This window comes from Pseudoduganella umbonata (assembly GCF_014192225.1).
GTDB classification, from domain to species: Bacteria; Pseudomonadota; Gammaproteobacteria; order Burkholderiales; family Burkholderiaceae_D; genus Rugamonas; species Rugamonas umbonata.
Map to the genome: position 1 here is coordinate 427985 of NZ_JACHXS010000005.1, position 24755 is coordinate 452739.

At 62.4% G+C, this 24755-nt stretch carries 21 protein-coding genes; 19 read left to right on the top strand and 2 right to left on the bottom strand.

Going from position 1 to position 24755, the window contains the following annotated elements; translation table 11 throughout:
- Window positions 1-83: 83 nt before the first annotated feature.
- From FHS02_RS16010 to FHS02_RS16025, 4 genes are all read left to right on the top strand, one after another.
- Entirely contained in the window at window positions 84-1292 is a 1209-nt protein-coding gene (locus tag FHS02_RS16010; protein ID WP_137317590.1) for an ABC transporter substrate-binding protein, read from the top strand.
- A 401-nt stretch (window positions 1293-1693) separates the two neighbouring features.
- Entirely contained in the window at window positions 1694-2578 is an 885-nt protein-coding gene (locus FHS02_RS16015; RefSeq protein ID WP_137315459.1) for a branched-chain amino acid ABC transporter permease, read from the top strand.
- A gap of 10 nt (window positions 2579-2588) precedes the next feature.
- Window positions 2589-3563: a branched-chain amino acid ABC transporter permease gene (locus tag FHS02_RS16020; RefSeq protein WP_137315460.1), complete on the top strand. Its 975-nt coding sequence runs from the start codon at window positions 2589-2591 to the stop codon at window positions 3561-3563.
- A 100-nt stretch (window positions 3564-3663) separates the two neighbouring features.
- Entirely contained in the window at window positions 3664-5730 is a 2067-nt protein-coding gene (locus FHS02_RS16025) for a 3-hydroxybutyrate oligomer hydrolase family protein (RefSeq protein WP_175424879.1), read from the top strand.
- An 87-nt stretch (window positions 5731-5817) separates the two neighbouring features.
- Here the strand turns inward: FHS02_RS16025 and FHS02_RS16030 are convergent, their stop codons facing one another.
- Window positions 5818-6987: an iron-containing alcohol dehydrogenase gene (locus FHS02_RS16030; RefSeq protein ID WP_137315461.1), complete on the bottom strand. Its 1170-nt coding sequence runs from the start codon at window positions 6985-6987 to the stop codon at window positions 5818-5820.
- A 129-nt stretch (window positions 6988-7116) separates the two neighbouring features.
- Between FHS02_RS16030 and FHS02_RS16035 the strand changes: the two genes are divergently transcribed.
- The 14 genes from FHS02_RS16035 (at window position 7117) to FHS02_RS16100 (ending at window position 20344) form a co-directional block, all read left to right on the top strand.
- Complete coding sequence (locus FHS02_RS16035; RefSeq protein ID WP_137315462.1) at window positions 7117-7881, top strand: TSUP family transporter; 765 nt, start codon at window positions 7117-7119, stop codon at window positions 7879-7881.
- A gap of 210 nt (window positions 7882-8091) precedes the next feature.
- Window positions 8092-10020 carry a tRNA uridine-5-carboxymethylaminomethyl(34) synthesis enzyme MnmG gene (mnmG, locus tag FHS02_RS16040; protein ID WP_137315463.1) on the top strand — a complete coding sequence of 643 codons (1929 nt, stop codon included), beginning with the start codon at window positions 8092-8094 and terminating at the stop codon, window positions 10018-10020.
- Window positions 10020-10673, top strand: a complete 654-nt coding sequence (gene rsmG / locus FHS02_RS16045) for a 16S rRNA (guanine(527)-N(7))-methyltransferase RsmG (protein ID WP_137315464.1) — start codon at window positions 10020-10022, stop codon at window positions 10671-10673. Before mnmG ends, rsmG begins: the two co-directional genes overlap by 1 nt.
- A 166-nt stretch (window positions 10674-10839) precedes the next feature.
- Entirely contained in the window at window positions 10840-11610 is a 771-nt protein-coding gene (locus FHS02_RS16050; RefSeq protein ID WP_137315465.1) for a ParA family protein, read from the top strand.
- A 78-nt stretch (window positions 11611-11688) separates the two neighbouring features.
- Entirely contained in the window at window positions 11689-12582 is an 894-nt protein-coding gene (locus FHS02_RS16055) for a ParB/RepB/Spo0J family partition protein (RefSeq protein WP_137315466.1), read from the top strand.
- A 619-nt stretch (window positions 12583-13201) separates the two neighbouring features.
- A complete protein-coding gene (locus FHS02_RS16060; protein WP_137315467.1) occupies window positions 13202-13570 on the top strand; it encodes an ATP synthase subunit I in 369 nt (122 codons plus the stop codon).
- Between the two features lie 69 nt (window positions 13571-13639).
- Window positions 13640-14440: a F0F1 ATP synthase subunit A gene (gene atpB / locus FHS02_RS16065; RefSeq protein WP_137315468.1), complete on the top strand. Its 801-nt coding sequence runs from the start codon at window positions 13640-13642 to the stop codon at window positions 14438-14440.
- Between the two features lie 114 nt (window positions 14441-14554).
- Window positions 14555-14836 (top strand): F0F1 ATP synthase subunit C, encoded by a 282-nt coding sequence (atpE, locus tag FHS02_RS16070; RefSeq protein ID WP_137315469.1) that lies wholly within the window; start codon window positions 14555-14557, stop codon window positions 14834-14836.
- Between the two features lie 38 nt (window positions 14837-14874).
- The gene (locus FHS02_RS16075; protein WP_137315470.1) at window positions 14875-15345 is read left to right on the top strand and encodes a F0F1 ATP synthase subunit B; all 471 of its coding nucleotides are present in this window, start codon (window positions 14875-14877) and stop codon (window positions 15343-15345) included.
- Between the two features lie 2 nt (window positions 15346-15347).
- On the top strand, window positions 15348-15881 hold the full coding sequence (locus FHS02_RS16080; RefSeq protein ID WP_137315471.1) for a F0F1 ATP synthase subunit delta: 534 nt from the start codon (window positions 15348-15350) through the stop codon (window positions 15879-15881).
- Window positions 15882-15956: 75 nt separating this feature from the next.
- Window positions 15957-17498 (top strand): F0F1 ATP synthase subunit alpha, encoded by a 1542-nt coding sequence (atpA, locus tag FHS02_RS16085; RefSeq protein ID WP_131148402.1) that lies wholly within the window; start codon window positions 15957-15959, stop codon window positions 17496-17498.
- 56 nt (window positions 17499-17554) lie between these two features.
- Window positions 17555-18430, top strand: a complete 876-nt coding sequence (atpG, locus tag FHS02_RS16090) for a F0F1 ATP synthase subunit gamma (protein ID WP_137315472.1) — start codon at window positions 17555-17557, stop codon at window positions 18428-18430.
- A 32-nt stretch (window positions 18431-18462) separates the two neighbouring features.
- A complete protein-coding gene (gene atpD, locus FHS02_RS16095) occupies window positions 18463-19863 on the top strand; it encodes a F0F1 ATP synthase subunit beta (protein ID WP_137315473.1) in 1401 nt (466 codons plus the stop codon).
- 55 nt (window positions 19864-19918) lie between these two features.
- The gene (locus FHS02_RS16100) at window positions 19919-20344 is read left to right on the top strand and encodes a F0F1 ATP synthase subunit epsilon (protein ID WP_131148399.1); all 426 of its coding nucleotides are present in this window, start codon (window positions 19919-19921) and stop codon (window positions 20342-20344) included.
- 200 nt (window positions 20345-20544) lie between these two features.
- Here FHS02_RS16100 and FHS02_RS16105 read toward each other — a convergent pair whose 3' ends face one another.
- Window positions 20545-21102 (bottom strand): hypothetical protein, encoded by a 558-nt coding sequence (locus tag FHS02_RS16105; RefSeq protein ID WP_137315474.1) that lies wholly within the window; start codon window positions 21100-21102, stop codon window positions 20545-20547.
- Between the two features lie 273 nt (window positions 21103-21375).
- Between FHS02_RS16105 and FHS02_RS16110 the strand changes: the two genes are divergently transcribed.
- Window positions 21376-24755: beta strand repeat-containing protein (locus FHS02_RS16110; protein ID WP_221403867.1), on the top strand; the 3380-nt coding region annotated here is incomplete at its 3' end.

Genomic DNA, 24755 nt, shown 5'->3' on the forward strand with positions numbered 1-24755 from the left:
CTAGAAACAGGCAGGCAAGTGCGCCGCCGCGCTCGCGGCGGCCGTATAAAACCCAGTGTATGGAGACGACAATGAAATCGACTATCAAGCGTAGTGCCATCGCGATGGCAGCCACTGCCATCTGCGCCATCGGTGTGTCCGGTGCCGCATCCGCCCAGGTATCGGGCGAGACGATCAAGATCGGTTTCATTACCGACATGTCCGGGCTGTACACCGATATCGACGGCGCCGGCGGCGCTGAAGCGATCAAGATGGCGATCGCCGATGCCGGTACCGTCATCGCCGGCAAGAAAGTCGAATTCATCTCCGCCGACCACCAGAACAAGGCCGACATCGCCGCGTCCAAGGCGCGCGAGTGGTTCGACCAGCAGGGCGTGGACTTGCTGATCGGTGGCACCAACTCCGGCGCCAACCTGGCGATGGCCAAGGTGGCGGCCGAAAAGAAAAAGATCTTCATCTCGATCGGCGCCGGTTCCTCGCGCCTGACCAACGAGGAATGCACGCCGTACACCGTCCACTATGCGTACGACACGGTCGCGCTGGCGCGCGGCACCGGCGGTGCGATCGTCAAGCAGGGCGGCAAGGACTGGTACTTCATGACGGCCGACTATGCGTTCGGCCAGTCGCTGGAAGCGGACACCGCCGCTGTCGTGAAGACCGGCGGCGGACGCGTACTGGGCTCGGTGAAACACCCGCTGTCGGCCTCCGATTTTTCATCGTTCCTGCTGCAGGCGCAGGCCTCGAAGGCACAGATCCTGGGCCTGGCCAATGCCGGCGGCGATGCGATCAACTCGATCAAGGCCGCCAACGAGTTCGGCATCTCGAAAAAAATGAAGCTGGCCGGCCTGCTGATCTTCATCAACGACATCCATTCGCTGGGCCTGAACACCACGCAGGGCATGTATCTCACGGACGGCTGGTACTGGGACCTGAACGCCGATACGCGTGCGTGGTCGAAGCGCTACTTCGCGAAGATGAAGAAGGAGCCGTCGATGCTGCAGGCGGCCGATTATTCCGCCGCTTCCAACTACCTGAAAGCCGTGAAGGCGGTCGGTACCGACGATTCGGACAAGGTGATGGCACACCTGAAGAAAACCCCGATCAACGACATGTTCACGAAGAACGGCGTGATCCGCCCGGACGGCCGCATGGTCCACGACATGTACCTGATGGAAGTGAAGAAACCGGCCGAGTCGAAGTATCCGTGGGATTACTACAAGGTCGTCGCCACGATTCCCGGCGAGCAGGCGTACATGAAGAAAGCCGAGACCAAGTGCGCGTTGTGGAAATAAGCCGGGGCAGGGGACGCGGACGCCGCTGCGCGACCTGAGCGAACCCGGGCGCGGCAAGCAGGTGCAGTCGTTGTTGAACCGGCCAGCAACGAACTGGCCAGCAACGACTGGCCAGCAACCTGCGCTGCTGTCTCTGCCGTGTACCGTGTTCGCCACCGCCGCAACGCGCCGGGATCAGCGTTTCCCGGTTGCTGCGTACCGCGGCGTTCACGTTGCCGTTCGCTGCCGCCGCCTGCAACTGCCAAGCGCTCCCGCCGTTTACAACGCCGTTCGCGCCTGCCGTAGTACCTGTCTTAGCACCTGTCCTGGCACTTGTCGTTGTACCTGCCTTGCACCAGCGGTTTTCAGCCGCCGTTTAGCATTCACATTATCTGTCACCACTCTTCGAGGAGAAGAAGGCCATGGAAATCTTCGGCGTTCCCCTGCCAGCCATGATGAGCCAGCTGCTGCTGGGACTCGTCAACGGTTCGTTCTACGCGATGCTGTCGCTTGGCCTGGCCATCATTTTCGGCTTGTTGAACGTCATTAACTTCTCGCACGGCGCGATGTACATGATGGGCGCCTTCCTGGCCTGGATGGGCATGACCTATCTCGGCATGAGCTACTGGATGATGCTGCTTGCCGCGCCGATCATCGTCGGTATCCTGGGCGTCGTCATCGAGAAGACGCTGCTGCGCTGGCTGTACAAGCTGGACCACCTGTACGGATTGCTGCTGACGTTCGGCATCACGCTGGTCGTGGAAGGGATCTTCCGTTCGTTCTACGGCGTGTCCGGCCAGCCGTTCGACACCCCGGAACAGCTGCAGGGTGCGACCGACCTGGGCTTCATGATCTTGCCGAACTACCGCGGCTGGGTCGTCGTGGCCTCGCTGGTCGTCTGCTTCGCCACCTGGTTCGTCATCGAGAAAACCCGGCTCGGCGCCTACCTGCGTGCCGGCACCGAGAACCCCAAGCTGGTCGAGGCGTTCGGCATCAACGTGCCGCTGATGGTCACGCTGACGTATGGCTTCGGCGTGGCGCTGGCCGGCTTCGCCGGCGTTCTGGCGGCACCGATCATCCAGGTCTCGCCGCTGATGGGCTCGAACCTGATCATCGTCGTGTTCGCCGTGGTCGTGATCGGCGGCATGGGTTCGATCCTCGGCTCGATCGTCACCGGGCTGGGACTGGGCGTCATCGAGGGCCTGACGCGGGTGTTCTATCCGGAATTCTCGTCGACGGTGGTGTTCCTCGTGATGGTCATCGTGCTGCTGCTGCGTCCCGCCGGCCTGTTCGGCAAAGAAAAGTGAAAGGCTACCCATGAACAAGCAAATCGGCTACGGACTCCTGCTGGTGGCGGCACTGGCGGCGCCATTCATCGGCTACCCCGTGTTCCTGATGAAATTGTTGTGCTTCGCGCTGTTTGCCAGCGCCTTCAACCTGCTGATCGGTTTTACCGGTCTGCTGTCGTTCGGCCACGCGGCATTCTTCGGCACGGCCGGCTATGTCGCCGGCAATGCATTGAAGAACTGGGGCATGCCTTTCGAGCTCGGCCTTCTGGCCGGCGTAGTGGGCGCGGCGCTGGTCGGCCTGGTGATCGGTGGCCTGGCGATACGCCGTGCCGGTATTTATTTCTCAATGATCACGCTGGCATTGGCGCAGATGGTGTACTTCTTCGCGTTGCGCTACACCGGCTTTACCGGTGGCGAAGACGGCCTGCAGGGCGTGCCGCGGGGCCGGCTGCTGGGCACCGTCGACCTGTCGAACGACCTGACCCTGTACTTCGTCGTCCTGGCGTTCTGCGTGGTGGCGTTCGCACTGATCGTGCGCACCGTGCACTCGCCATTCGGCCAGGTACTGAAGGCGATCAAGGAGAACGAACCGCGTGCGATCTCGCTGGGTTACGACGTGGACAAGTACAAGCTGATGGCGTTCGTACTGTCCGCCGCGCTGGCCGGACTGGCCGGTGCATTGAAGACCGTGGTGCTGGGATTCGAGACGCTGACGGATGTGCACTGGACGATGTCCGGTCTGGTCATCCTGATGACGCTGGTAGGTGGCATGGGCACGCTGGCCGGCCCCTTGCTCGGTGCCGTGATCATCATCGCGCTGGAAAACAAGCTGGGCGACTTCGGCACGATGATCGCCAGCGGTACCGGGATCGAGTGGTTCAACACGCTGGGCGAAGCGGTCAGCATGGTCACCGGCCTGATCTTCGTGGCCTGCGTGCTGCTGTTCCGGCGCGGCATCATCGGTGAAATCGTGGCGGCGCTGGGCCGAAGAAATCCAGCGTGAGGTGCAGATGACGACGCCGGAGTTTTCCGGCGTTGTTCTTTCTAACGGGGATTTTACCCAGCAAGCTGTTTCCAACGATTCCAGAAAGAGGTAACCCACCATGCAGATGACGACATCGAAAACCGCGATTGCCATTGCCGTGGCACTGCTGCTCGGCGCCTGTGGAAGCGACGATGACGACGACGAACCGGAAGTGCTGAACCAGAAACCCAGCTGGCTCGGCACGATCTCGACCGCCAGCTACGACGGCACGTCGGACGACTTGCTGACGGCAGGCCTGGGGACCAGCGGGCTGGCCGCCGCCGCGCCGCCGGCCTACAACGATCCGGCCAACCCCACGGCGCGGGAGCTGCGCCGCAATGCGATCTTCGCCAACTACCGTGCCGTGCTCGACATTGCCGCGAACAGCGGCTACGGCACCCTGTACGGCCCGAACGTGAACGCGGCGGGCGTTGCCACCAATGGCAGCGGCATGGTCGCGGGTACGGAATACCTGGCGTACACGGACGACGGCACGGGCCGGCAAAACGTGACGCTGATGGTGCAGGTACCGAACGGCTTCGATCCCGTCAACCCGTGCATCGTCACCGGTACCTCGAGCGGTTCGCGCGGCGTTTATGGCGCGATCGGCAGTGCGGGCGAATGGGGCCTGAAGAACAATTGCGCGGTCGCCTACGCGGACAAGGGCAGCGGCACGGGCCTGTACGCGTTCGAGGACGACAGCGTCAACGGCTTGAACGGCGTGCGGACATCGCGTACCTCCGCCGGCAAGGACGCGCTGTTCGCGCCCGAATTGACGGATGCGCAGCGCACCGCCTTCGCCCAGCAATACCCGGGCCGTGTCGCATTCAAGCATGCGCACTCGCAACTGAACCCGGAGAAGGATTGGGGCAAGGTCACGCTGCAAGCCGTTGAATTCGCGTTTTACGTGCTCAACGAGAAGTACGGTGTCGTCGCCCGCGACAACACGAATCGCATCGTGCGCTTCACGCCCGCCAATACGTTGACGATCGCATCGTCGATTTCCAACGGTGCCGGCTCCGCCTTGCTGGCCGCCGAACAGGATACGACCGGCCTGATCGACGCCGTGGCGGCCACCGAACCGCAGATCCAGCCGAACCGGACAAGCGGCTATACGGTCCGGCAAGGCGGGGTCAATGTGGCATCGCAAGGGCTGCCGCTGCTCGATTACTCGAGCTACGCCGCGCTGTACCAGCCGTGTCTCGTCGCCGGTGGGGCAGGGCGCTGCGCATCGCTGGTAGCGAAGGGACTGTTGACCGGAAACGACCTGGCATCGCGCCAGGCGGATGCGCGGGCCAGGTTGCGCGCGTACGGCTGGACGGCGGACGCCGAACCGCTGCAGGCTTCTCACGCGCTGACGAACATCCTCGTGGCGGTGACGTACGTGAATGCGTACGGCAAGTTCTCCGTGACGGACAACGTCTGCGGTTTCAGCTGGGGCACGGCCGATGCGACCGGCTCGCCCATCCCGCTCACGGCGGCAACGCTGGCATCGAGCTTCGCCACGCAGAACGGCATCGTCGGCACGCCGATCTATGAACAGTCGGTGGGCGGCGCCAAGCTGTACAGCCTGGGCGTGTCGCCATCCACCGGTGTCGAAGACCAGGCGCTCGATGGTTTCCTGTGCCTGCGCTCGCTGGCTACCGGCATCGATCCGGAGACCGGTGCCGCACTGACCGGCGACCAGGCGGCGCAGAGCGCGCGCGTGCGTGCCGGCATGGCCGAGGTACAGGCGACCGGCAACCTGCGCGGCAAGCCGGCACTGATCGTGTCCGGGCGGTCCGATGCACTGATCCCGGTCAACCATGCGTCGCGCGCGTATGTGGGGTTGAATGCCGCCGTCGAGGGTTCGTCCAGCAAGCTGCGTTATGTGGAAGTCACCAACGCCAATCACTTCGACAGTTTCTCGAATGCGTTGCCGACCCTGGTCGTACCCCTGCATCCTTATCTGTTCCGCGCACTGGACGCTGTTTATGCGAACCTGAAAAACAGTGCGACGGCGCTGCCGCCATCGCAGGTCGTGCATACGGTCACGCGGGCCAGCAATGCGGTGCCGATCACGGCTGCGAACCTGCCGCCCTTCGCCGCTGCGCCGGGTGCCAGTGCGATCACGGTCAGTAGCACCACGGTGAACGTGCCGGACTGAAGCGGAGTGCTGTTGGTTGAGTCTGGACAGTGATCCCGACCATAAAAAGGCGGACCAGATGGTCCGCCTTTTTATTTCCGGAACCGGCTACAGCGCCGCCCCATAAATGGCTCGGGCATCGTCCCGCGTGACTTCGCGCGGATTGTTGCCCAACAACCGTGTCTGCAACATCGCGTCGTCGGCAAGGCGGTCCAGGTCTTCTTCGCGAATCCCGACTTCCCGCAGCGTGCCGGCGATACCGGTTCGACCTGCCAGTTCCGCCATCGCGACAGTGAACGCTTCCGCCTTCGCCTCGGCCGTACCGTGCGCACCGGGCACGACGATGGCGGCCAGTTCCGCATAACGCTCGGCTGCCGCCGGCGCGTTGAAGCGCAGAACATGCGGCAGGACCAGCGCATTGGACAAGCCGTGCGGGACATGAAATATGCCGCCGATGGGATAGGCGAGGGCGTGCACGGCAGCGACGGGCGCATTGGAAAATGCCTGGCCGGCCAGCAGGGCGCCCAGCAGCATCGCTTGCCGTGCCGCCAGTTGGACGGCGCGATCCGCCCTGGCTTCGCAGGCAACGTGAAGATTTGCCCACAACAGTTGCAGCGCTTCGCGCGCCAGGATATCCGACAGGGGATTCTTTTTATGCCGGCTCGTGTACGCTTCGATCGCATGCACCATCGCATCGATGCCGGTGGCGGCGGTCACGTGCGGCGGCAAGCCGAGCGTCAGTTCCGCATCCAGGATAGCCATGTCGGCATACAGCTGGGGCGCCACGACACCCATCTTCGTGGTGGACCCGGTAGTCACGATCGCGATATTGGTGACTTCCGAACCCGTGCCGGCGGTCGTCGGGATTTGCACCAGCGGCAGCCGGTTGCCGCGCACGTTGCCGATCCCGTACGCTTCGGCCAGCGGCTGGCCGCTGCCGGCCAGCACCGCGATCAGTTTGGCGACATCCATTGAACTGCCACCGCCGAGACCGATCACGATGTCCGTGGCGTGCTGGCGCGCGGTATCGACGGCGGCAAGCACCACGTTTTCCGGCGGATCGGCGATCACATCGCTGCAGGTTTTCACGTGAAAACCGGCATTCGCCAGGCTGGCGATCGGCGCCGCAGCCAGGCCGGTAGCGAGGAATCCCGCATCGGTCACGACCAGGGCGCGATGGGTGTCGGGAAAGCGGTCTCGAACAAGTTCGCCCAGGCGGCTGCTGGCGCCGATGGCCGATACGATGTGGGGCACGGTGCTGAAGGAAAAATCATTCATGGTGTCTCCCTGTATGTGGGTGAGTCCAGCATACATCAGCCGTGAGGTGCTGGACCAACCCACCCGGCAGAGCGTAATGTTCTTCCGTACAATGTCGGGTTCAATGATGTGACGACAGGTGGGGGCGGGATGCTGGATATTGCGGTTTTGGGCGTGGCTGCCTTTGCGGCCGGCCTGGTCGATGCGGTCGTCGGCGGTGGCGGGTTGATCCAGATTCCCGTGCTTTTTTCCACCTTCAGCACTACCGCACCCGCGACGCTGCTGGGTACCAGCAAACTGGCCGGGATTTTTGGTACGGCCGCCGCCGCGGTCAATTACGCGCGGCGTGTCTCGATTGCCTGGACGACGGCGGCTCCGGCCGCCTTTGCCGCATTCCTGTTCGCGTTCTTCGGCGCCTACACGGTGACGAAGATCCCTGCCGATTTCATGCGCACCCTGTTGCCCTTCGTGCTGATCGCAGTGGCCATCTACACGTTCCGGCGCAAGGATCTGGGCAGCATCCATGCACCGCTGCATAGCGGCTTGAAGGAGAGGGTGCTGGCGGTCGTGATCGGCGCGTGCATCGGGTTCTACGATGGCTTCTTTGGGCCAGGGACGGGCAGCTTCCTGGTGTTCCTGTTTGTGCGCCTGTTCGGATTTGATTTCCTCGGCGCTTCCGCCGTCGCCAAGGTGGTCAACGTGGCGTGCAATCTGTCTGCGCTAATGTGGTTCGGCTACAGTGGGCATCTGCTGTGGCAGCTGGGTTTGATGATGGCGGTCTGCCAGGTGGCGGGGTCGCTGATCGGAACCAAGCTGGCCATGCGGCACGGCAGTGGTTTCGTTCGACGGGTCTTCCTGGTCGTGGTGACGATCCTGATCGTCAAGACGTCATGGGATGCATGGCAACGGTGGTGATTGTTCCACGTGGAACATCCCATCCAGGAGGAGCACCAAGCCCGGCATTGCCGGGTTTTTTGTTCCACGTGAAACACCCGATCGTGATCAGGCCAGCCCGGTAATAGAACGTTCCACGTGAAACAACGCGGGAATATTTCTGCCTAAAAAAGTCGCAGCGCGCAAAAAACTCTATAATCTGAGGTTCATCCCTCTGCTTCTCTTTCCACCATGCTATTTCCTACTGAATTCGACGTCATCGTCGTTGGCGGCGGCCATGCCGGCACCGAAGCTGCACTGGCGTCGGCCCGGATGGGTCAGAAGACCCTGCTGTTGACCCATAACATCGAAACCCTTGGCCAGATGTCGTGCAATCCCTCGATCGGCGGCATCGGCAAAGGCCACCTCGTCAAAGAGGTGGACGCGCTGGGCGGCGCAATGGCGATCGCCACGGACGAAGCCGGCATCCAGTTCCGCATCCTGAATTCATCGAAGGGCCCGGCCGTGCGCGCAACGCGTGCCCAGGCCGACCGCATCCTGTACAAGGCAGCGATTCGCGCGCGGCTGGAAAACCAGCCGAACCTGTGGCTGTTCCAGCAGGCGGTCGACGACCTGATGGTGGAGGGCGACCGTGTGGTCGGCGCCGTAACGCAGATCGGCTTGAAGTTCCGGTCGCGCGCCGTGGTCCTGACCGCGGGTACCTTCCTCGACGGGAAGATCCACGTCGGCCTGCAAAATTATTCGGCCGGCCGCGCCGGCGATCCGCCCGCGCTGTCCCTGTCCGCGCGCCTGAAGGAACTGAAGCTGCCGCAAGGCCGCCTGAAGACGGGCACGCCGCCGCGCATCGATGGCCGCAGCATCGACTTTTCCCAGATGACGGAACAACCGGGCGACCTCGATCCCGTGCCCGTGTTCTCGTACATGGGCAACACGGCAATGCATCCGAAGCAGCTGCCATGCTGGGTTACGCACACGAACCAGAAAACGCATGACATCATCCGTGGCGGCCTGGACCGCAGCCCGATGTACACCGGTGTCATCGAAGGTGTCGGCCCGCGCTACTGCCCGTCGATCGAAGACAAGATCCACCGTTTTTCCGGCAAGGAATCGCACCAGATCTTCCTCGAGCCGGAAGGGCTGACGACGCACGAGTTTTACCCGAACGGCATTTCCACGAGCCTGCCGTTCGATGTGCAGATCGAACTGGTCCGTTCGATGAAGGGTCTCGAGCAGGCGCACATCCTGCGCCCCGGCTATGCGATCGAATACGACTACTTCGACCCGCGTGGCTTGAAGGCGTCGCTGGAAACCAAGGCCATCGGCGGCCTGTACTTTGCCGGCCAGATCAACGGCACCACCGGTTACGAAGAAGCGGCGGCACAAGGCTTGCTGGCCGGTTTGAATGCCGCGCTGCAGACCCAGGGCAGGGAAGCGTGGACGCCGGCACGGTCGGAAGCCTACCTTGGCGTGCTGGTGGACGACCTCGTCACGCAAGGCGTGCAGGAGCCTTACCGCATGTTCACCAGCCGTGCCGAGTACCGGCTGTCGCTGCGGGAAGACAACGCGGACATGCGCCTGACGGAAATCGGCCGCAAGCTGGGCGTCGTCGGCGATGCGCAGTGGGAAGCCTTCGAGCGCAAGCGCGATGCTGTCGCCGCGGAACTCGAACGCCTGAAGGCGACCTGGGTAAATCCACGCATCCTCGAAGCGGCAGAGTCCGAACGCGTGATCGGCCAGGCCATTGAACGCGAATATTCGCTGGCCGATCTGCTGCGCCGCCCGAACGTCGACTACGACAAACTGGTGACGCTGACGGGCGCGGACGGCCGTAATCTGGGCGGTCCGGGCGTGACGGACGCGGCCGTCCAGGAACAGGTGGAGATCCAGCTGAAGTATTCCGGCTATATCGAGCGCCAGTTGAAGGAAGTGGAACGCCACGAACACTACGAAAACCTGAAGCTGCCCGAAGGCTTCAACTACCTGGACATTGCCGCCCTGTCGGTCGAAGTCCGGCAGAAGCTGAACAAGCACCGCCCTGAAACCCTGGGCCAGGCATCGCGCATTTCCGGCGTTACCCCGGCGGCGATTTCGCTGCTGCTGGTGCACCTGAAAAAGGCCGGCTTTGGCGGCTTTGTCACGCTGAAAGACGAGGCAGCCTGATGGCCGGTTTCGATCGTACCGTGCTGGGCCAGGTACTGGCCGACGGCGTCGCGGAACTGGACCTGGCGTTGTCGGCCGCGCAGCAGGAGCAGTTGCTCGACTACCTGGCGCTGCTGAACAAATGGAACCACGTCTACAACCTGACCTCGGTGCGCGACCCGCTGCAGATGATGACGCTGCACTTGCTGGATTCGCTCGCTGCCGTGCCGGCCTTTGCCGGGGCAAAGAACGTGCTTGATGTAGGGGCGGGAGGAGGGCTGCCCGGTATTGTGCTGGCCATCGCGCGGCCCGACATGAAAGTGTCGATGATCGACACCGTGCACAAGAAAACCGCGTTCCTGACGCAGGTGAAGGTCGAACTGGGTCTTGCGAACGTGACCGTGTACACGAAGAAGGTGCAGGAACTGACGGTCAAAACGCCGTTCGACGTGATCACGTCGCGTGCGTTTGCCGACCTGTCGGACTTCGTCGAATGGTCGCACCATCTGCTGGCCGACGATGGCAAGTTCATCGCGTTGAAGGGGACCGCACCGCAGGATGAACGCGAACGCCTGCCGGGCGACTGGAAAGTGGGCGCCTTGCAGCCCTTGCGGGTGCCCGGACTGGACGCCGAACGGCACCTGGTTTTCGTCGAACGCGGAGAAACGGTATAAACTGTTTATATCGTATAAACTATATAAATTGTTTATTCTGTATAAATCATATAAATCATATAAATTATATAAATGGTATAAATCGTATAAATCGTATAAATCGTATAAATAATATAAACGATATAAACCTAAACCGAACCAAAACTGGAACAACAAGAAAAAGCCGATGGCAAAGATATTCTGCGTAGCAAACCAGAAGGGCGGGGTGGGCAAGACCACTACCACGGTGAACCTCTCCGCCGGCCTTGCCAAACTGAACCAGCGCGTGCTGCTGGTCGACCTGGACCCGCAAGGCAATGCGACGATGGGGGCGGGCATCAACAAGGCCGGCCTGGCCGCTTCCACCTATGAAGTACTGCTGGGCAGCGCCGACGTGGCCTCGGCACGCCAGCGCTCCGAATCCGGCCGCTTCGACGTGCTGCCTGCCAACCGCGAGCTGGCCGGCGCCGAAGTGGAAATGGTCGAACTGGACAACCGCGAGAAGCGGCTGAAGGATGCGCTCGCGCTGGTCGACCAGGATTACGACTTCATCCTGATCGATTGCCCGCCCGCGCTGTCGATGCTCACGCTGAACGGCCTGTGCGCCGCACATGGCGTGATCATCCCGATGCAGTGCGAGTACTATGCGCTGGAGGGCTTGTCCGACCTGGTCAACACGATCAAGAAGGTACACGCCAACCTGAACCAGGACCTGAAGATCATCGGCCTGCTGCGTGTGATGTTCGATCCGCGCATGACGCTGTCGCAGCAGGTGTCGGCCCAGCTGGAACAGCATTTCGGCGACAAGGTGTTCAAGACGATTATTCCACGCAATGTGCGGCTGGCCGAAGCGCCGTCGTATGGCATGCCCGGGGTGTCGTTCGATCCGTCTTCCAAGGGTGCCCAGGCGTATATCGCCTTCGGTGCCGAGATGGTGGCGCGCATCAAGACGATGTGATCACAATGAAAACCGGTGCCAGGCACCATGGCCGGCCATCGCCAGGCCGTGGTGCCTGTCACCCTGCAAACGCAAACTATGGCAACCAAAAAACTCAAAGGCCTGGGTCGCGGCCTCGATGCGCTGCTGGGCGGCGCGGACGACTCTCCCGCTCCCGCCGAGCAGGGCAATCCCTCCGAACTGCCGCTCGGCCAACTGCAACCCGGCAAATACCAGCCGCGCACGCGGATGGACGAGGGCAGCCTGAACGAGCTGGCCGCGTCGATCAAGGCGCAAGGCATCATGCAGCCGATCCTGGTGCGGCCGCTCGAAGGCGCGCAGGGCGAGACGAAATATGAAATCATCGCCGGCGAGCGCCGCTTCCGCGCCGCACTGATCGCCGGCCTGGACACGGTGCCCGTGCTGGTGCGCGAGGTGGACGACACGTCCGCCGCGGCCATGGCGCTGATCGAGAACATCCAGCGCGAAGATCTCAATCCGCTCGAAGAAGCACAAGGCATCCACCGCCTGATCACCGACTTCGCCTTCACGCATGAGCAGGCAGCCACCGCCGTCGGGCGGTCGCGCTCCGCCGTGTCGAACCTGCTGCGCCTGCTGAACCTGGCGTCACCGGTGCAGACGATGCTGATGGCAGGCGACATCGACATGGGCCATGCCCGCGCGCTGCTGGCGGTCGACGCCGCCACGCAGATCACACTGGCCAACCTGGTCATCGCGAAACGCCTGTCGGTGCGCGAAACGGAAAAGCTCGTCACCCGCACGCAGGAAGAGCAGAACGCGCCGCCGGAAGCCCGGGTGCGGGAAAAATCCGGCGACATCAAGCGCCTGGAGGAAGAGCTGTCCGACAGCCTCGCCACGCCGGTCACCTTCCGCATCGGCGCCAGGGGCAAGGGCCAGATGATCATCGACTTCGCCGACCTGGATATCCTGGAGGGCGTGCTGGCCAAGCTGCGCGAGCCGGTGCGCGAGTGACCTGCCGGCCGGTGGCGGTTGCCTGAACAGTGCGAGAAACGTCCGGCGTAGCGGCTAGACCTGCAGGTGGACGGTCGCGCACGGCCGGTTCACCTGCCAGGCACGGCACAGTCCCGGACACCTGCCGATGACGTGCATTATTTACGCCCATTCCCTCATTCACATAATGGATGACGGTTATTGGAAAATGCATGAATGGTTGAGTTATTCACGAAACGACAGTAGATTTCCGATTAATAAATAATTCCAGTGATAATGCGGCCATTGCCCTAATTACGAATTCGAAAAAAACCTCTAAAAAAACCGCATCGGCAATAACGTATTGTCATTGTGCGGCGCCGAGCCGCCCAGATATGGCGTGGAGACGGAGAAAGGCGGTTGCGCAGAAGGCACTAGCGTTGCGCAAAAGACACGGTTTCTTACGGGTCAGGGGCTTTAAGGCCCGGTTAAGGCTGCCATGCGTGCGCTATCTGCACCACAGCGGTGCGGGGGCTTGACGGATTAGTCACAATGTTGCCTGATTTGCTCCCGAGAGGTGCATCACGTTTGACGCAGCTCACGTAACAGTCCTATAATCCCGTGTCTTTGGGTCTCAAAGCTACGTTAAGAAGGTTGGCAAGTGAGTGATTCTGCAGCAAGTATCGCCCGGCCGGTCTTCCGCATCGTTGCCCTGCAATTAACAATCGCCGTCCTCTTTTCAGCCCTCGTCGCGCTCTTCGCCGGGGTGGGAAAAGGCTGGCCTGCGGCCATGGGCGGCGCGATCGCGGTGCTCGGCAGCCTGGTCTACGCGCTGATCGTCACGCGGGCCAACAGCGACCCGAAAGCCATTTTCAGGCGCCACTTTCGCGCCGAGATGGTCAAATTATTTATTACAGCAGTGCTGTTCATTGCGGTACTGGTGCTGTTTCCATCGGCCGCGTCGGTTTGGCTGATTTTAGGTTTCGCGGTGACGACCCTGGCTTACTGGTTTTCATTGCTCGCAGTTTAAATGCCGGTTGATGCCCTTCGAGATTTGAAGGATGCGGACAAAGTTTCTAAATTCAATACCAACTTCACTATGACGACTGAACACGCGGGGGGCCACGCAGGCCCGGCAAACGCCACTGAATACATCCAGCACCACCTTTCCCACCTGCAAACCGCAGATGGTTCGTTCAACCTGGACACGTTCTGGATCTCCGCGGTCCTGGGCCTCGTGTTCCTGGGCGTGTTCTCGATGGCGGCCAAGCGCGCCACGCCGGGCGTGCCGGGCAAGCTGCAGAACTTCGTCGAATGGATCATGGAACTGGTCAACGACACCGTCAACAGCGCCTTCCACGCGAAAAGCGCCGTGATCGCGCCGCTGGCCATCACGATCTTCGTGTGGGTCTGGCTGATGAACGCGATGGACTTCCTGCCGGTCGACCTGCTGCCGCGCTTGCTGGAATTCTTCGGCGTGTACAAGCTGCGTGTCGTGCCGACCGCCGACGTGAACCATACCTTCGGCATGTCGTTCGGCGTCCTGCTGTGCATCATCGGTTTCTCGATCAAGGCCAAGGGCGTCGGCGGCTGGGGCAAGGAGCTGTTCACGGCACCGTTCCACGCACATGGTGTTGCCGCGATCGTGCTGGCACCGGTCAATTTCGTATTCCAGATGATCGAGCTGATCGCCAAGCCGATCTCGCTGTCGCTGCGACTGTTCGGCAACATGTATGCCGGCGAACTGATTTTCATCCTGATCGCGCTGCTGCCATGGTGGGCACAGTGGCTGCTGGGTGGTCCATGGGCAATCTTCCACATCCTGATTGTGACGCTGCAGGCCTTCGTGTTTATGGCCCTGACAGTTGTGTACCTCAGCCTAGCGGTCGAGAAACACTAATAAGGAGTCCCGCGAGGCCGGGTACGGCCGGGCGGGAATCCGAGCGGTTTGTAGTAAAAAAGAGTTTTTTAAATCTGGTATCTGTCGTTTTTTTAAATCTTAGGAGAAATCTAAATGCAAGCTCTGATCGCACAAGTACAAAGCATGACCGTTCTGGCAGTGGCTATCATCATCGGCCTGGCCGCAATCGGTACCGCTCTGGGCTTCGCTATCCTGGGTGGCAAGTTCCTGGAAGCTTCGGCACGTCAGCCTGAACTGATGCCGCAACTGCAAACCAAGCTGTTCGTTATCGCCGGTCTGCTGGACGCGATCTCGATGATCGGCGTCGGTGTTGCCCTGCTGTTCACGTTCAACAACCCGTTCCTGACGGCCCTGGTCAACGCAGCAGCTCAGTAATCGACGCTCCAACCGGGGAAACTTTTTAGGAGCAAGGTATGAACATCAATATGTCTCTCATCGGTCAGATGATCACCTTCGCGGTGCTTGTCTGGTTCTCGATGAAATTCGTATTCCCGGCGCTGAATGCTGCGCTGGATGAGCGTGCCAAGCGTATCGCGGACGGTCTGGCTGCTGCCGAGCAGGGCCAGGCTTCGATGGCAATCGCTGAAAAGCGCGCCACGGAAGCCCTGACCTCCGCGCGTGACGAAGCTGCGTCGCGCGTCGCGGACGCTGAAAAGCGCGCTCAGCTGATCGCTGAAGAAATCAAGGCCAACGCCAGGGCCGAAGCGGATCGCATCATTGCCACCGCCAAGGCCGAAGCCGACCAGCAGGTCACCCAGGCACGCGAGCAACTGCGTGCCCAGGTTGCCGACCTGGCAGTCAAGGGCGCCGAGCAAATCCTGAAGCGCGAAGTCAACGCGTCGGCCCACGCCGACCTGCTGAACCGCCTTGCGACCGAGCTGTAATCATGGCTGAACTCGCAACCGTCGCTCGTCCTTACGCGGAAGCCCTCTTCCGCGTAGCCCAGGCTGGCAACCTCGCGCAGTGGTCCGATCTGGTGTCCGAACTGGCCCAGATCGGTTCGCACGAAGAGGTGCTGGCATATGCCCGCAACCCGAAGGTGACGGACAGCGAACTGCTGGCCACTATCACCTCCCTGCTGAAGTCGCCGCTGACCGCGGAAGCGAACAATTTTCTCTCGACGCTGATCGAAAACGGCCGCCTCGCATTGCTGCCGGAAATCGGTGCCCAATTCCACGACCTGAAGAATGGCGTGGAAGGTGCGGCGGATGCCGAAATCACGAGCGCATTCGATCTCGATGGCGCGCAAACCGCCAACCTGGTCGCCACGCTGGAAAAGAAATTCGGCCGCAAGCTGAACCCGCAAGTCACGGTCGATCCATCGCTGATCGGCGGCGTGCGCGTGGTGGTCGGTGACGAAGTGCTGGACACTTCGGTACGCGCCCGGCTCGAACAGATGCGCGTAGCGCTGACGTCGTAATCGGGCAGTATCGCGTCCGCCGCGGCAGACCCTTATACCCTCGCGCAAGCTGAGAGAACACAATTAGGAGTTACCATGCAACTCAACCCATCTGAAATCAGCGAGCTGATCAAGAGCCGGATCCAAGGCATTGACAGTGGCGCTGAAGTGCGCAATCAAGGCACCGTCATCTCGGTTGCCGACGGTATCTGCCGCATCCACGGTCTGTCCGAAGTGATGCAAGGCGAGATGCTCGAATTCCCGGGCAACACCTTTGGCCTGGCCATGAACCTGGAGCGCGACTCCGTCGGCGCCGTGATCCTGGGTGCCTACGAGCACATCTCCGAAGGCGACACGGTGAAAACCACCGGCCGCATCCTGGAAGTGCCGGTCGGTCCGGAACTGCGCGGCCGCGTCGTCAACGCACTGGGCCAGCCGATCGACGGCAAAGGTCCGGTCGATGCCAAGCTGACCTCGCCGATCGAAAAGATCGCCCCGGGCGTGATCGCCCGTGAATCCGTGTCGCAGCCGATGCAGACCGGCCTGAAGTCCATCGACGCGATGGTGCCGATCGGCCGTGGCCAGCGCGAGCTGATCATCGGCGACCGCCAGACCGGTAAATCGGCTGTCGCAGTCGACGCGATCATCAACCAGAAGGGCCAGGGCATGACGTGTATCTACGTCGCCATCGGCCAGAAGGCTTCCACGATCAAGAACATCGTCCGCTCGCTGGAACAGCACGGCGCGATGGAATACACGATCGTCGTCGCAGCCACGGCGTCCGAATCGGCCGCCATGCAGTACATCTCGGCCTACTCGGGCTGCACGATGGGCGAATACTTCCGCGACCGCGGCGAAGACGCGCTGATCGTGTACGACGATCTGTCGAAGCAAGCTGTCGCTTACCGCCAGATCTCGCTGCTGCTGCGCCGTCCGCCGGGCCGCGAAGCGTACCCGGGCGACGTGTTCTACCTGCACAGCCGCCTGCTGGAACGCGCAGCCCGCGTGAACGCCGACTACGTGTCCGCCTTCACCAACGGCGCCGTGACCGGCAAGACCGGTTCGCTGACCGCACTGCCGATCATCGAAACGCAAGCGGGCGACGTGTCCGCCTTCGTGCCGACCAACGTGATCTCGATTACCGACGGCCAGATCTTCCTGGAGACCTCGCTGTTCAACGCCGGCGTGCGTCCTGCGATCAACGCCGGTATCTCGGTGTCCCGCGTCGGTGGTGCCGCGCAGACGAAAGTCATCAAGGGCCTGTCCGGCGGTATCCGTACCGACCTGGCGCAGTACCGTGAACTGGCTGCGTTCGCGCAGTTCGCTTCCGACCTGGACGAATCGACCCGCAAGCAGCTGGACCGCGGTGCCCGCGTGACGGAACTGCTGAAGCAGCAGCAATACTCGCCGCTGTCGACCTCGCTGATGGCCGCGTCGCTGTTCGCCGTGAACAAGGGCTTCCTGGACGATATCAGCGTCAAGCAAGTGCTGCCGTTCGAAGCGGGCCTGCATTCGTACCTGAAGTCGAAGCAAGCTGCCCTGCTGTCGAAGATCGAAGAAACCAAGCAACTGGACAAGGATAGCGAAGCAACGCTGTCCGCGGCCATCGCTGATTTCAAGAAATCCGGCGCATTTTAAGCGGCACGGCGGTTCACCCTGGTGAACCGCCATTCGCGCAGAAGGAGTAAGGACTCATGGCAGTAGGCAAAGAGATACGTGGCAAGATCAAGAGCGTAGAGAATACGAAGAAGATCACGAAGGCGATGGAAATGGTCGCCGCATCGAAAATGCGCAAGGCGCAGGATCGCATGCGCGCCGCCCGTCCCTACGCGGACAAGATTCGTAATATCGCCGCGAACCTGGCTGGCGCCAATCCCGAGTACACGCACCCGTTCCTGGCCGATGCCCAGGGCACGCAGGCAAAAGCCGTTGGCTTCATCATCATCACGACCGACAAGGGTCTGTGCGGTGGCATGAACACCAACGTGCTGCGCGCGGTGACGAACAAGACGAAGGAACTGGAAGCGGCCGGCAATAAAGTCGAAGCGGTTGCCATCGGCAACAAGGGCTTGGGTTTCCTGAACCGCATCGGTGTGCCCGTGGTGGCGCAGGCGACGCAGATCGGCGATACCCCGCACCTGGAAAAGCTGATCGGCCCCGTGAAAGTCATGCTGGAGAAGTTCCAGGAAGGCAAGCTGGACGCGGTTTACCTGTGCTACACCAAGTTCATCAACACGATGAAGCAGGAGCCGATGGTCGAGCAGCTGCTGCCGCTGACCGCTGAAAAGCGCGCGGCGGACAAGGGTGGCATCCAGTGGGATTACATCTACGAACCGGACGCAGCGACCGTCATCGACGAACTGCTGGAACGTTACGTGGAAGCCCTTGTGTACCAGTCCGTGGCGGAAAACCTCGCGTCCGAGCAGTCGGCGCGGATGGTGGCGATGAAGGCCGCCAGCGACAACGCCGGCAGTGTGATCGGCGAACTGAAGCTGGTGTACAACAAGACCCGTCAGGCAGCCATTACCAAAGAACTCTCTGAAATCGTGGCCGGTGCGGCAGCGGTTTAAAAACGAATTTAACTATATTTGAAGGAACGAAAATGGCTGATGGCAAAATCGTTCAGTGTATCGGCGCCGTGGTGGACGTGGAGTTCCCGCGCAACGCGATGCCTAAGGTTTTTGACGCGCTGAAAATGGCTGGCTCCGAGCTGACCCTGGAAGTTCAACAGCAGCTGGGCGACGGCATTGTCCGTACCATTGCGCTGGGTTCTTCCGACGGCCTGCGTCGCGGCATGACCATCCAGAACACGGGCAACCCGATCATGGTGCCGGTGGGTAAAGGTACCCTGGGCCGCATCATGGACGTGCTGGGCAACCCGATCGACGAACGTGGCCCTGTCTCGCAAGAGCAGACCGCATCGATCCACCGCACGCCGCCGGCCTACGACGAGCTGTCGCCGTCGCAAGACCTGCTGGAAACCGGCATCAAGGTGATCGACCTGGTGTGCCCGTTCGCCAAGGGCGGTAAAGTCGGCCTGTTCGGCGGCGCCGGCGTGGGCAAGACCGTCAACATGATGGAACTGATCAACAACATCGCCAAGGCGCACTCGGGTCTGTCCGTGTTCGCCGGCGTGGGCGAGCGTACCCGCGAAGGTAACGACTTCTACCACGAAATGGCCGATGCCAAGGTCGTCGACCTGGACAACCTGGGCAACTCCAAAGTGGCCATGGTGTACGGCCAGATGAACGAACCGCCGGGCAACCGCCTGCGCGTGGCACTGACCGGCCTGACCATCGCGGAATCGTTCCGTGACGAAGGCAAGGACGTGCTGTTCTTCGTCGACAACATCTACCGCTTCACGCTGGCCGGTACCGAAGTGTCCGCACTGCTGGGCCGTATGCCTTCCGCCGTGGGTTACCAGCCGACGCTGGCCGAAGAAATGGGCCGCCTGCAGGAACGCATCACGTCGACTAAAACCGGTTCGATCACGTCGATCCAGGCCGTCTACGTCCCTGCGGATGACTTGACCGACCCGTCGCCTGCGACGACCTTCGGTCACCTGGATTCCACCGTCGTTCTGTCGCGTGACATCGCCTCGCTGGGTATCTACCCGGCAGTGGACCCGCTGGACTCGACCTCCCGCCAGCTGGACCCGCTGGTCGTCGGCCAGGACCACTACGACACGGCGCGCGCCGTGCAGGGCACGCTGCAGCGCTACAAGGAACTGCGCGACATCATCGCCATTCTGGGCATGGACGAACTGGCACCGGAAGACAAGCTGCTGGTCGCTCGCGCACGTAAGATGCAGCGTTTCCTGTCGCAGCCGTTCCACGTCGCCGAAGTCTTCACCGGCGCACCGGGCAAGTACGTTTCGCTGAAGGACACGATCAAGGGCTTCAAGATGATCGCTTCCGGCGAACTGGATCACCTGCCGGAGCAGGCGTTCTACATGGTCGGCACGATCGAAGAAGCGATCGAAAAAGCCAAGAAGCTGGGCTAATTCGATGCGTCGCCCCGCCTCCTGAGGCGGGGTCGTTGAATCCGATAGGATAACTATGGCAAACACTATTCACGTCGATGTGGTCTCCGCGGAAGAGCTGATCTTCTCCGGCGAAGCCACCTTCGTCGCGTTGCCGGGCGAGCAGGGCGAGCTGGGTATCTACCCGAAGCACACGCCGCTGATCACCCGTATCCGTCCGGGCGCGGTGCGCATCCAGGTGCAGGGCAAGTCGGAAGAAGAGTTCGTCTTCGTCGCCGGCGGCCTGCTGGAAGTGCAGCCGAATGCCGTGACGGTCCTGGCCGACACCGCGATCCGCGGCGGCGACCTGGATGAAGCCAAGGCGCAAGCCGCCAAGAAACTGGCGGAAGAAAGCCTGGCGAACAACCAGACCGGCATCGACTACGCGAAAGCGCAGGCGGAACTGGCAGCGGCCATTGGCCAGCTGGCAGCCATCGCCAAACTGCGCCAGAACAAGCACTGATCTGGATGCATCCCAAGAAAAGCAGCCTTCGGGCTGCTTTTTTTATGCCCCTGGCAACGTGAACCGCACCCACTTCAATTCCGGAAAATATTTCCTGGAACCGGGGTCTGACCCCGGTTTCAGGCAACACTCGGCTGTTGTAAAAAAATGGGGACTGTCCCCGAATTTTTACAACAGTTGGGTTAGCGGAGCGAAGAGGTTCAGCGGCACAGCCCGTAGGCTTTGCGTTCCGGGAACCAGCGATAGGTAAAGGTGCGCACCGGGTAGCGCTCGTCGTCGATGATGACGTCCGACAGCACCAGGTCGAACCGGTCCGGCAGGTCCCTGTCGACACCCAGCCGGATGCGCCACTGCGTGACATCGGCGGTGGCCACCGGCAGCAGCAAGGCGGGGATATTCGTGATGACTTCCACCATTTCGGCGCGGTTGTTGGTGCCGCGCTGGTAGTAGCTCAGCACTTTCGCCTTGGCGATGGTCGCGCCTTTGGGTTGCGTGATGTTGAAGGCGCGCGTGACGAACTGCACCCTGCCGCCTCGCGGCACGAGGTAGACGACGCCGAACTCCGCGCTGCCTTGCTTCAGCGTGACAGGGCTGGTGGCGGTCACGCTGACGCCTTCGGGCAGGTTGAACGTCGACCCGTCGGCCCACTCCCGGCATTCGGGCGTGGCGGCCATGTACAGCTGTTCGGGCTGGTAATCGTTGCCGCAGCCGGTGACAGCGAACAGCAGGGGAATGACAGGAAGCGCGAGTCGACGCATGTTCGGTTTCGATGATGAAGGCAGCCGACAGTGTAACCGAGCGCAAGGCCTTGCAACAACGGCATCGCGGCACGAATAATTGTCGTGTGGAAACAACAATATGGCACGTTCCTATCATCTTGGAGACAAGGCTCTTTTTCGTCCGGATGACTTCCTAGTATCCTTGAGCCCGCGGCCCCACCCCTGCCGCGCCACATCCATCTGCGCCCCGTCCCTGCCTGAATTCCGCCCGCCCATCCGGCCGGCTATCGATCGTCATTTCAGAGGGACACCATGCCAATTACCACCGTATCCGTTTCGTTCGCCAACGGTTTCGTCGGCAACGCCGTCCGGAACAATGAAGCCGGAAACGCTTCCCTGACGTCATCGCTCGGCTGGTCGAAACTGCAGTTCGAGCAGGCGACGGACAACGGGCAATTCGGCGGCGCTCAGGGCAACGACCTGTCGGGCACGATCCTGGTGACCGATGCGGCGGGCGTGCAGCATCGTATCGAGGGCGTCATCAACTGGCGGGCGCCCAGCGGCACCGTCAGCACGATGGTCTTCTACGCCAAGGGCAGCGGCCACACGCTGGCCACCACCGGCGGCGGCACCTATTACATCGATCCCTGGACGGAGGCCAACGGCGATGCGCGCAGCTTCGTCGGTCTCACGTTCAATGGCCAGGCGCTGTCGATCTCGAACGGCGCGGTGTCCGGCAACGCCGCCACCCAGGGCCTGCTCTCCGCCCTGAACACTTACCTGAACAACCAGCCGAAGCTGACCGTCGGCGACGCGACCGTCGATGAAGGGGCCGGCACGGCCACCGTCACCGTCACGCTCAGCCGGACAACGACCGATACCGTCACGGTGCGCTATACGTCGGCCGACGGTACCGCGACTGCCGGCAGCGACTATGCCGCGGTCACCGGCACGCTGACGTTCGCGCCTGGCGAGACCACGAAGACGATCACGGTGCCGGTCACCGATACCGCGGCGATAGACGGCGCCCGCAACGCGTCCATCATCCTCAGCGACAGCACGTTCGCGGCGATCACGGACAATACGGGCGTGGTGACGATCAACGACAACGATGCCACCGTTCCGGTCCCTGCCACGGTTGCCAGCGTGGTCGCCGAAGACGGCGCGTATCCGGGCGCGATGCCGGTCGACAGCACCGTCGGCGAAGGCGGCTCGCTCGTCTACACGGTGGTCCTCAGCGGCACCGGCGGAGAACACAGCCTGGTACGCGGCGGCACCGCGGCAACGGCCGACCTGGGGACGCTGGCATTCAGCGACGGCGTGGCGTGGAAAAACGGTAATCCGGCATCGGGCATCGTCGTCGTGCCAAACGGCGTGGGCAGTTTCAAGGTCACGCTGCCGACGGCCGACGACAGCGCCATCGAAACGACGGAAACGGCCGTGCTGACGGTCGGGGACGTCTCCGCCACCGGCACGATCACCGACAACGACAGCCAGTCCGTCGCCACCGTCATCGCCGAAGATGCCGCGCATACCGGCGCCACGCCTGTCGACAACGCCGTGATCGAAGGCGCGGCGCTGGTGTACACGGTAGCGTTGAACAGCGCCAGCCCGGCAGCCGTCGAGTACTCGCTGGCCCTTGGCGGCACTGCTGCCCCTGGCGACCTGGGTACCCTGTCCTTCAGCGATGGCGTGACGTGGAAAAATGGTAACCCGGCCAGCGGCACGGTCGTCGTGCCCGCTGGCGTGGCCGCCTTCACGGTGACGCTGCCGACGGTCGACGATGCGCTGGTTGAAAACGCCGAGAGCGCCATGCTGGCGGTGGGCGGCGTGTCCGCCACCGGCACGATCACGGACAACGACAGCCGCAGCATCACGGCCATCGTGGCCGAGGATGCCGCGAACATCGGCGCCAATCCGGTCGATAGCGCGGTGGTCGAAGGCCATACGCTGCGCTACACAGTCAGCATGAACGCCGCCGGCGTAACGGACGGAGAGTATGCACTCACGCTGTCCGGCAGCGCCGCCACGGCCGACCTGGGCGCGATCGCGTTTTCAAATGGCGTGACGTGGAAGAACGGCGATCCCGCCACGGGCATCGTGATCGTGCCGGCAGCTGTCACGAGTTTCACGGTCGATGTCGCGACGTCGGACGATACGCTGGTCGAAACGGCGGAAACCGTCGTGATTACGCTGGGCGGCATCGTTGCTTCCGGTACCGTGACGGACAACGACGCGCCGGCAATTGCCACGGTGGTCGCTTTCGACGCGACGCAACCGGCCAGCGGTGCCACCAGCGTCACGGAGGGCGTGGCGCTGGCGTACGCAGTGACACTGAACACGGCCGGCGTCAGCCCGGTCGAATTCACGCTGGCTCTCGGCGGTACGGCGGCGGTTGGCGACCTGGGCAGCCTGTCGTTCAGCGATGGCGTGACGTGGAAAAATGGTAACCCGGCCAGCGGCACGGTCGTCGTGCCGACGGGCGTTGCAGCCTTCACGGTGACGCTGCCGACGGTCGATGACGTACTGGTCGAAAGCGCCGAGAGCGCCGTGCTGGCGGTGGGCGGGGTGTCCGCCACCGGCACGATTTCAGACAACGACAGCCGCAGCATCACGGCCGTCGTGGCCGAGGATGCCGCGAACATCGGCGCCAATCCGGTCGACAGCGCAGTAGTCGAAGGCCACACGCTGCGCTACACGGTCAGCATGAACGCAGCCGGCGTAACGGACGGAGAGTATGCACTCACGCTGTCCGGTAGCGCCGCGACGGCGGACCTGGGCACGATCGCGTTTTCAAATGGCGTGACGTGGAAGAACGGCGATCCCGCCAGTGGCATCGTGATCGTGCCGGCAGCGGTCACGAGCTTCACGGTCGATGTCGCGACGTCGGACGATACGCTGGTCGAAACGGCGGAAACAGTCGTGATTACGCTGGGCGGTATCGTTGCTTCCGGTACCGTGACGGACAACGACGCGCCGGCGATTGCCACCGTCGTCGCTTTCGACGCGGCGCAACCGGCCAGCGGCGCCACCAGCGTCACGGAGGGCGCGGCGCTGGCGTACGCGGTGACGCTGAACACCGCCGGCGTCAGCCCGGTCGAATTCACGCTGGCTCTCGGCGGCACGGCGTCGTCCGGCGACCTGGGCAGCCTGTCGTTCAGCGATGGCGTGACGTGGAAAAACGGTAACCCGGCCAGCGGCACGGTCGTCGTGCCGGCGGGCGTTGCAGCCTTCACGGTGACGCTGCCGACGGTCGATGACGCACTGGTCGAAAGCGCCGAGAGCGCCGTGCTGGCGGTGGGCGGGGTGTCCGCCACCGGCACGATCACGGACAACGACAGCCGCAGCATCACGGCCATCGTGGCCGAGGATGCCGCGAACATCGGCGCCAATCCGGTCGACAGCGCGGTGGTCGAAGGGAACACGCTGCGCTACACGGTCAGCATGAACGCCGCCGGCGTAACGGACGGCGAGTATGCACTCACGCTGTCCGGCAGCGCCGCCACGGCGGATCTCGGCGCGATCGCTTTTTCAAATGGCGTGACGTGGAAGAACGGCGATCCCGCAATGGGCATCGTGATCGTTCCGGCAGCCGTCACGAGTTTCACGGTCGATGTCGCGACGTCGGACGATACGGTGGTCGAAACGGCGGAAACGGTGGTGATTACGCTGGGCGGCATCGTTGCTTCCGG

Bases quoted from the DNA above. Each gene is read 5' to 3' on its own strand.
- atpE (WP_137315469.1), top strand. From the start codon at position 14,555: ATGCAAGCTCTGATCGCACAAGTACAAAGCATGACCGTTCTGGCAGTG.
- FHS02_RS16035 (WP_137315462.1), top strand. From the start codon at position 7,117: ATGCTGGATATTGCGGTTTTGGGCGTGGCTGCCTTTGCGGCCGGCCTG.
- FHS02_RS16020 (WP_137315460.1), top strand. From the start codon at position 2,589: ATGAACAAGCAAATCGGCTACGGACTCCTGCTGGTGGCGGCACTGGCG.
- atpB (WP_137315468.1), top strand. From the start codon at position 13,640: ATGACGACTGAACACGCGGGGGGCCACGCAGGCCCGGCAAACGCCACT.
- FHS02_RS16025 (WP_175424879.1), top strand. From the start codon at position 3,664: ATGCAGATGACGACATCGAAAACCGCGATTGCCATTGCCGTGGCACTG.
- FHS02_RS16055 (WP_137315466.1), top strand. From the start codon at position 11,689: ATGGCAACCAAAAAACTCAAAGGCCTGGGTCGCGGCCTCGATGCGCTG.
- FHS02_RS16075 (WP_137315470.1), top strand. From the start codon at position 14,875: ATGAACATCAATATGTCTCTCATCGGTCAGATGATCACCTTCGCGGTG.
- FHS02_RS16050 (WP_137315465.1), top strand. From the start codon at position 10,840: ATGGCAAAGATATTCTGCGTAGCAAACCAGAAGGGCGGGGTGGGCAAG.
- FHS02_RS16105 (WP_137315474.1), bottom strand. From the start codon at position 21,102: ATGCGTCGACTCGCGCTTCCTGTCATTCCCCTGCTGTTCGCTGTCACC.
- FHS02_RS16030 (WP_137315461.1), bottom strand. From the start codon at position 6,987: ATGAATGATTTTTCCTTCAGCACCGTGCCCCACATCGTATCGGCCATC.
- atpA (WP_131148402.1), top strand. From the start codon at position 15,957: ATGCAACTCAACCCATCTGAAATCAGCGAGCTGATCAAGAGCCGGATC.
- atpD (WP_137315473.1), top strand. From the start codon at position 18,463: ATGGCTGATGGCAAAATCGTTCAGTGTATCGGCGCCGTGGTGGACGTG.
- FHS02_RS16080 (WP_137315471.1), top strand. From the start codon at position 15,348: ATGGCTGAACTCGCAACCGTCGCTCGTCCTTACGCGGAAGCCCTCTTC.
- rsmG (WP_137315464.1), top strand. From the start codon at position 10,020: ATGGCCGGTTTCGATCGTACCGTGCTGGGCCAGGTACTGGCCGACGGC.
- atpG (WP_137315472.1), top strand. From the start codon at position 17,555: ATGGCAGTAGGCAAAGAGATACGTGGCAAGATCAAGAGCGTAGAGAAT.
- FHS02_RS16015 (WP_137315459.1), top strand. From the start codon at position 1,694: ATGGAAATCTTCGGCGTTCCCCTGCCAGCCATGATGAGCCAGCTGCTG.
- FHS02_RS16100 (WP_131148399.1), top strand. From the start codon at position 19,919: ATGGCAAACACTATTCACGTCGATGTGGTCTCCGCGGAAGAGCTGATC.
- mnmG (WP_137315463.1), top strand. From the start codon at position 8,092: ATGCTATTTCCTACTGAATTCGACGTCATCGTCGTTGGCGGCGGCCAT.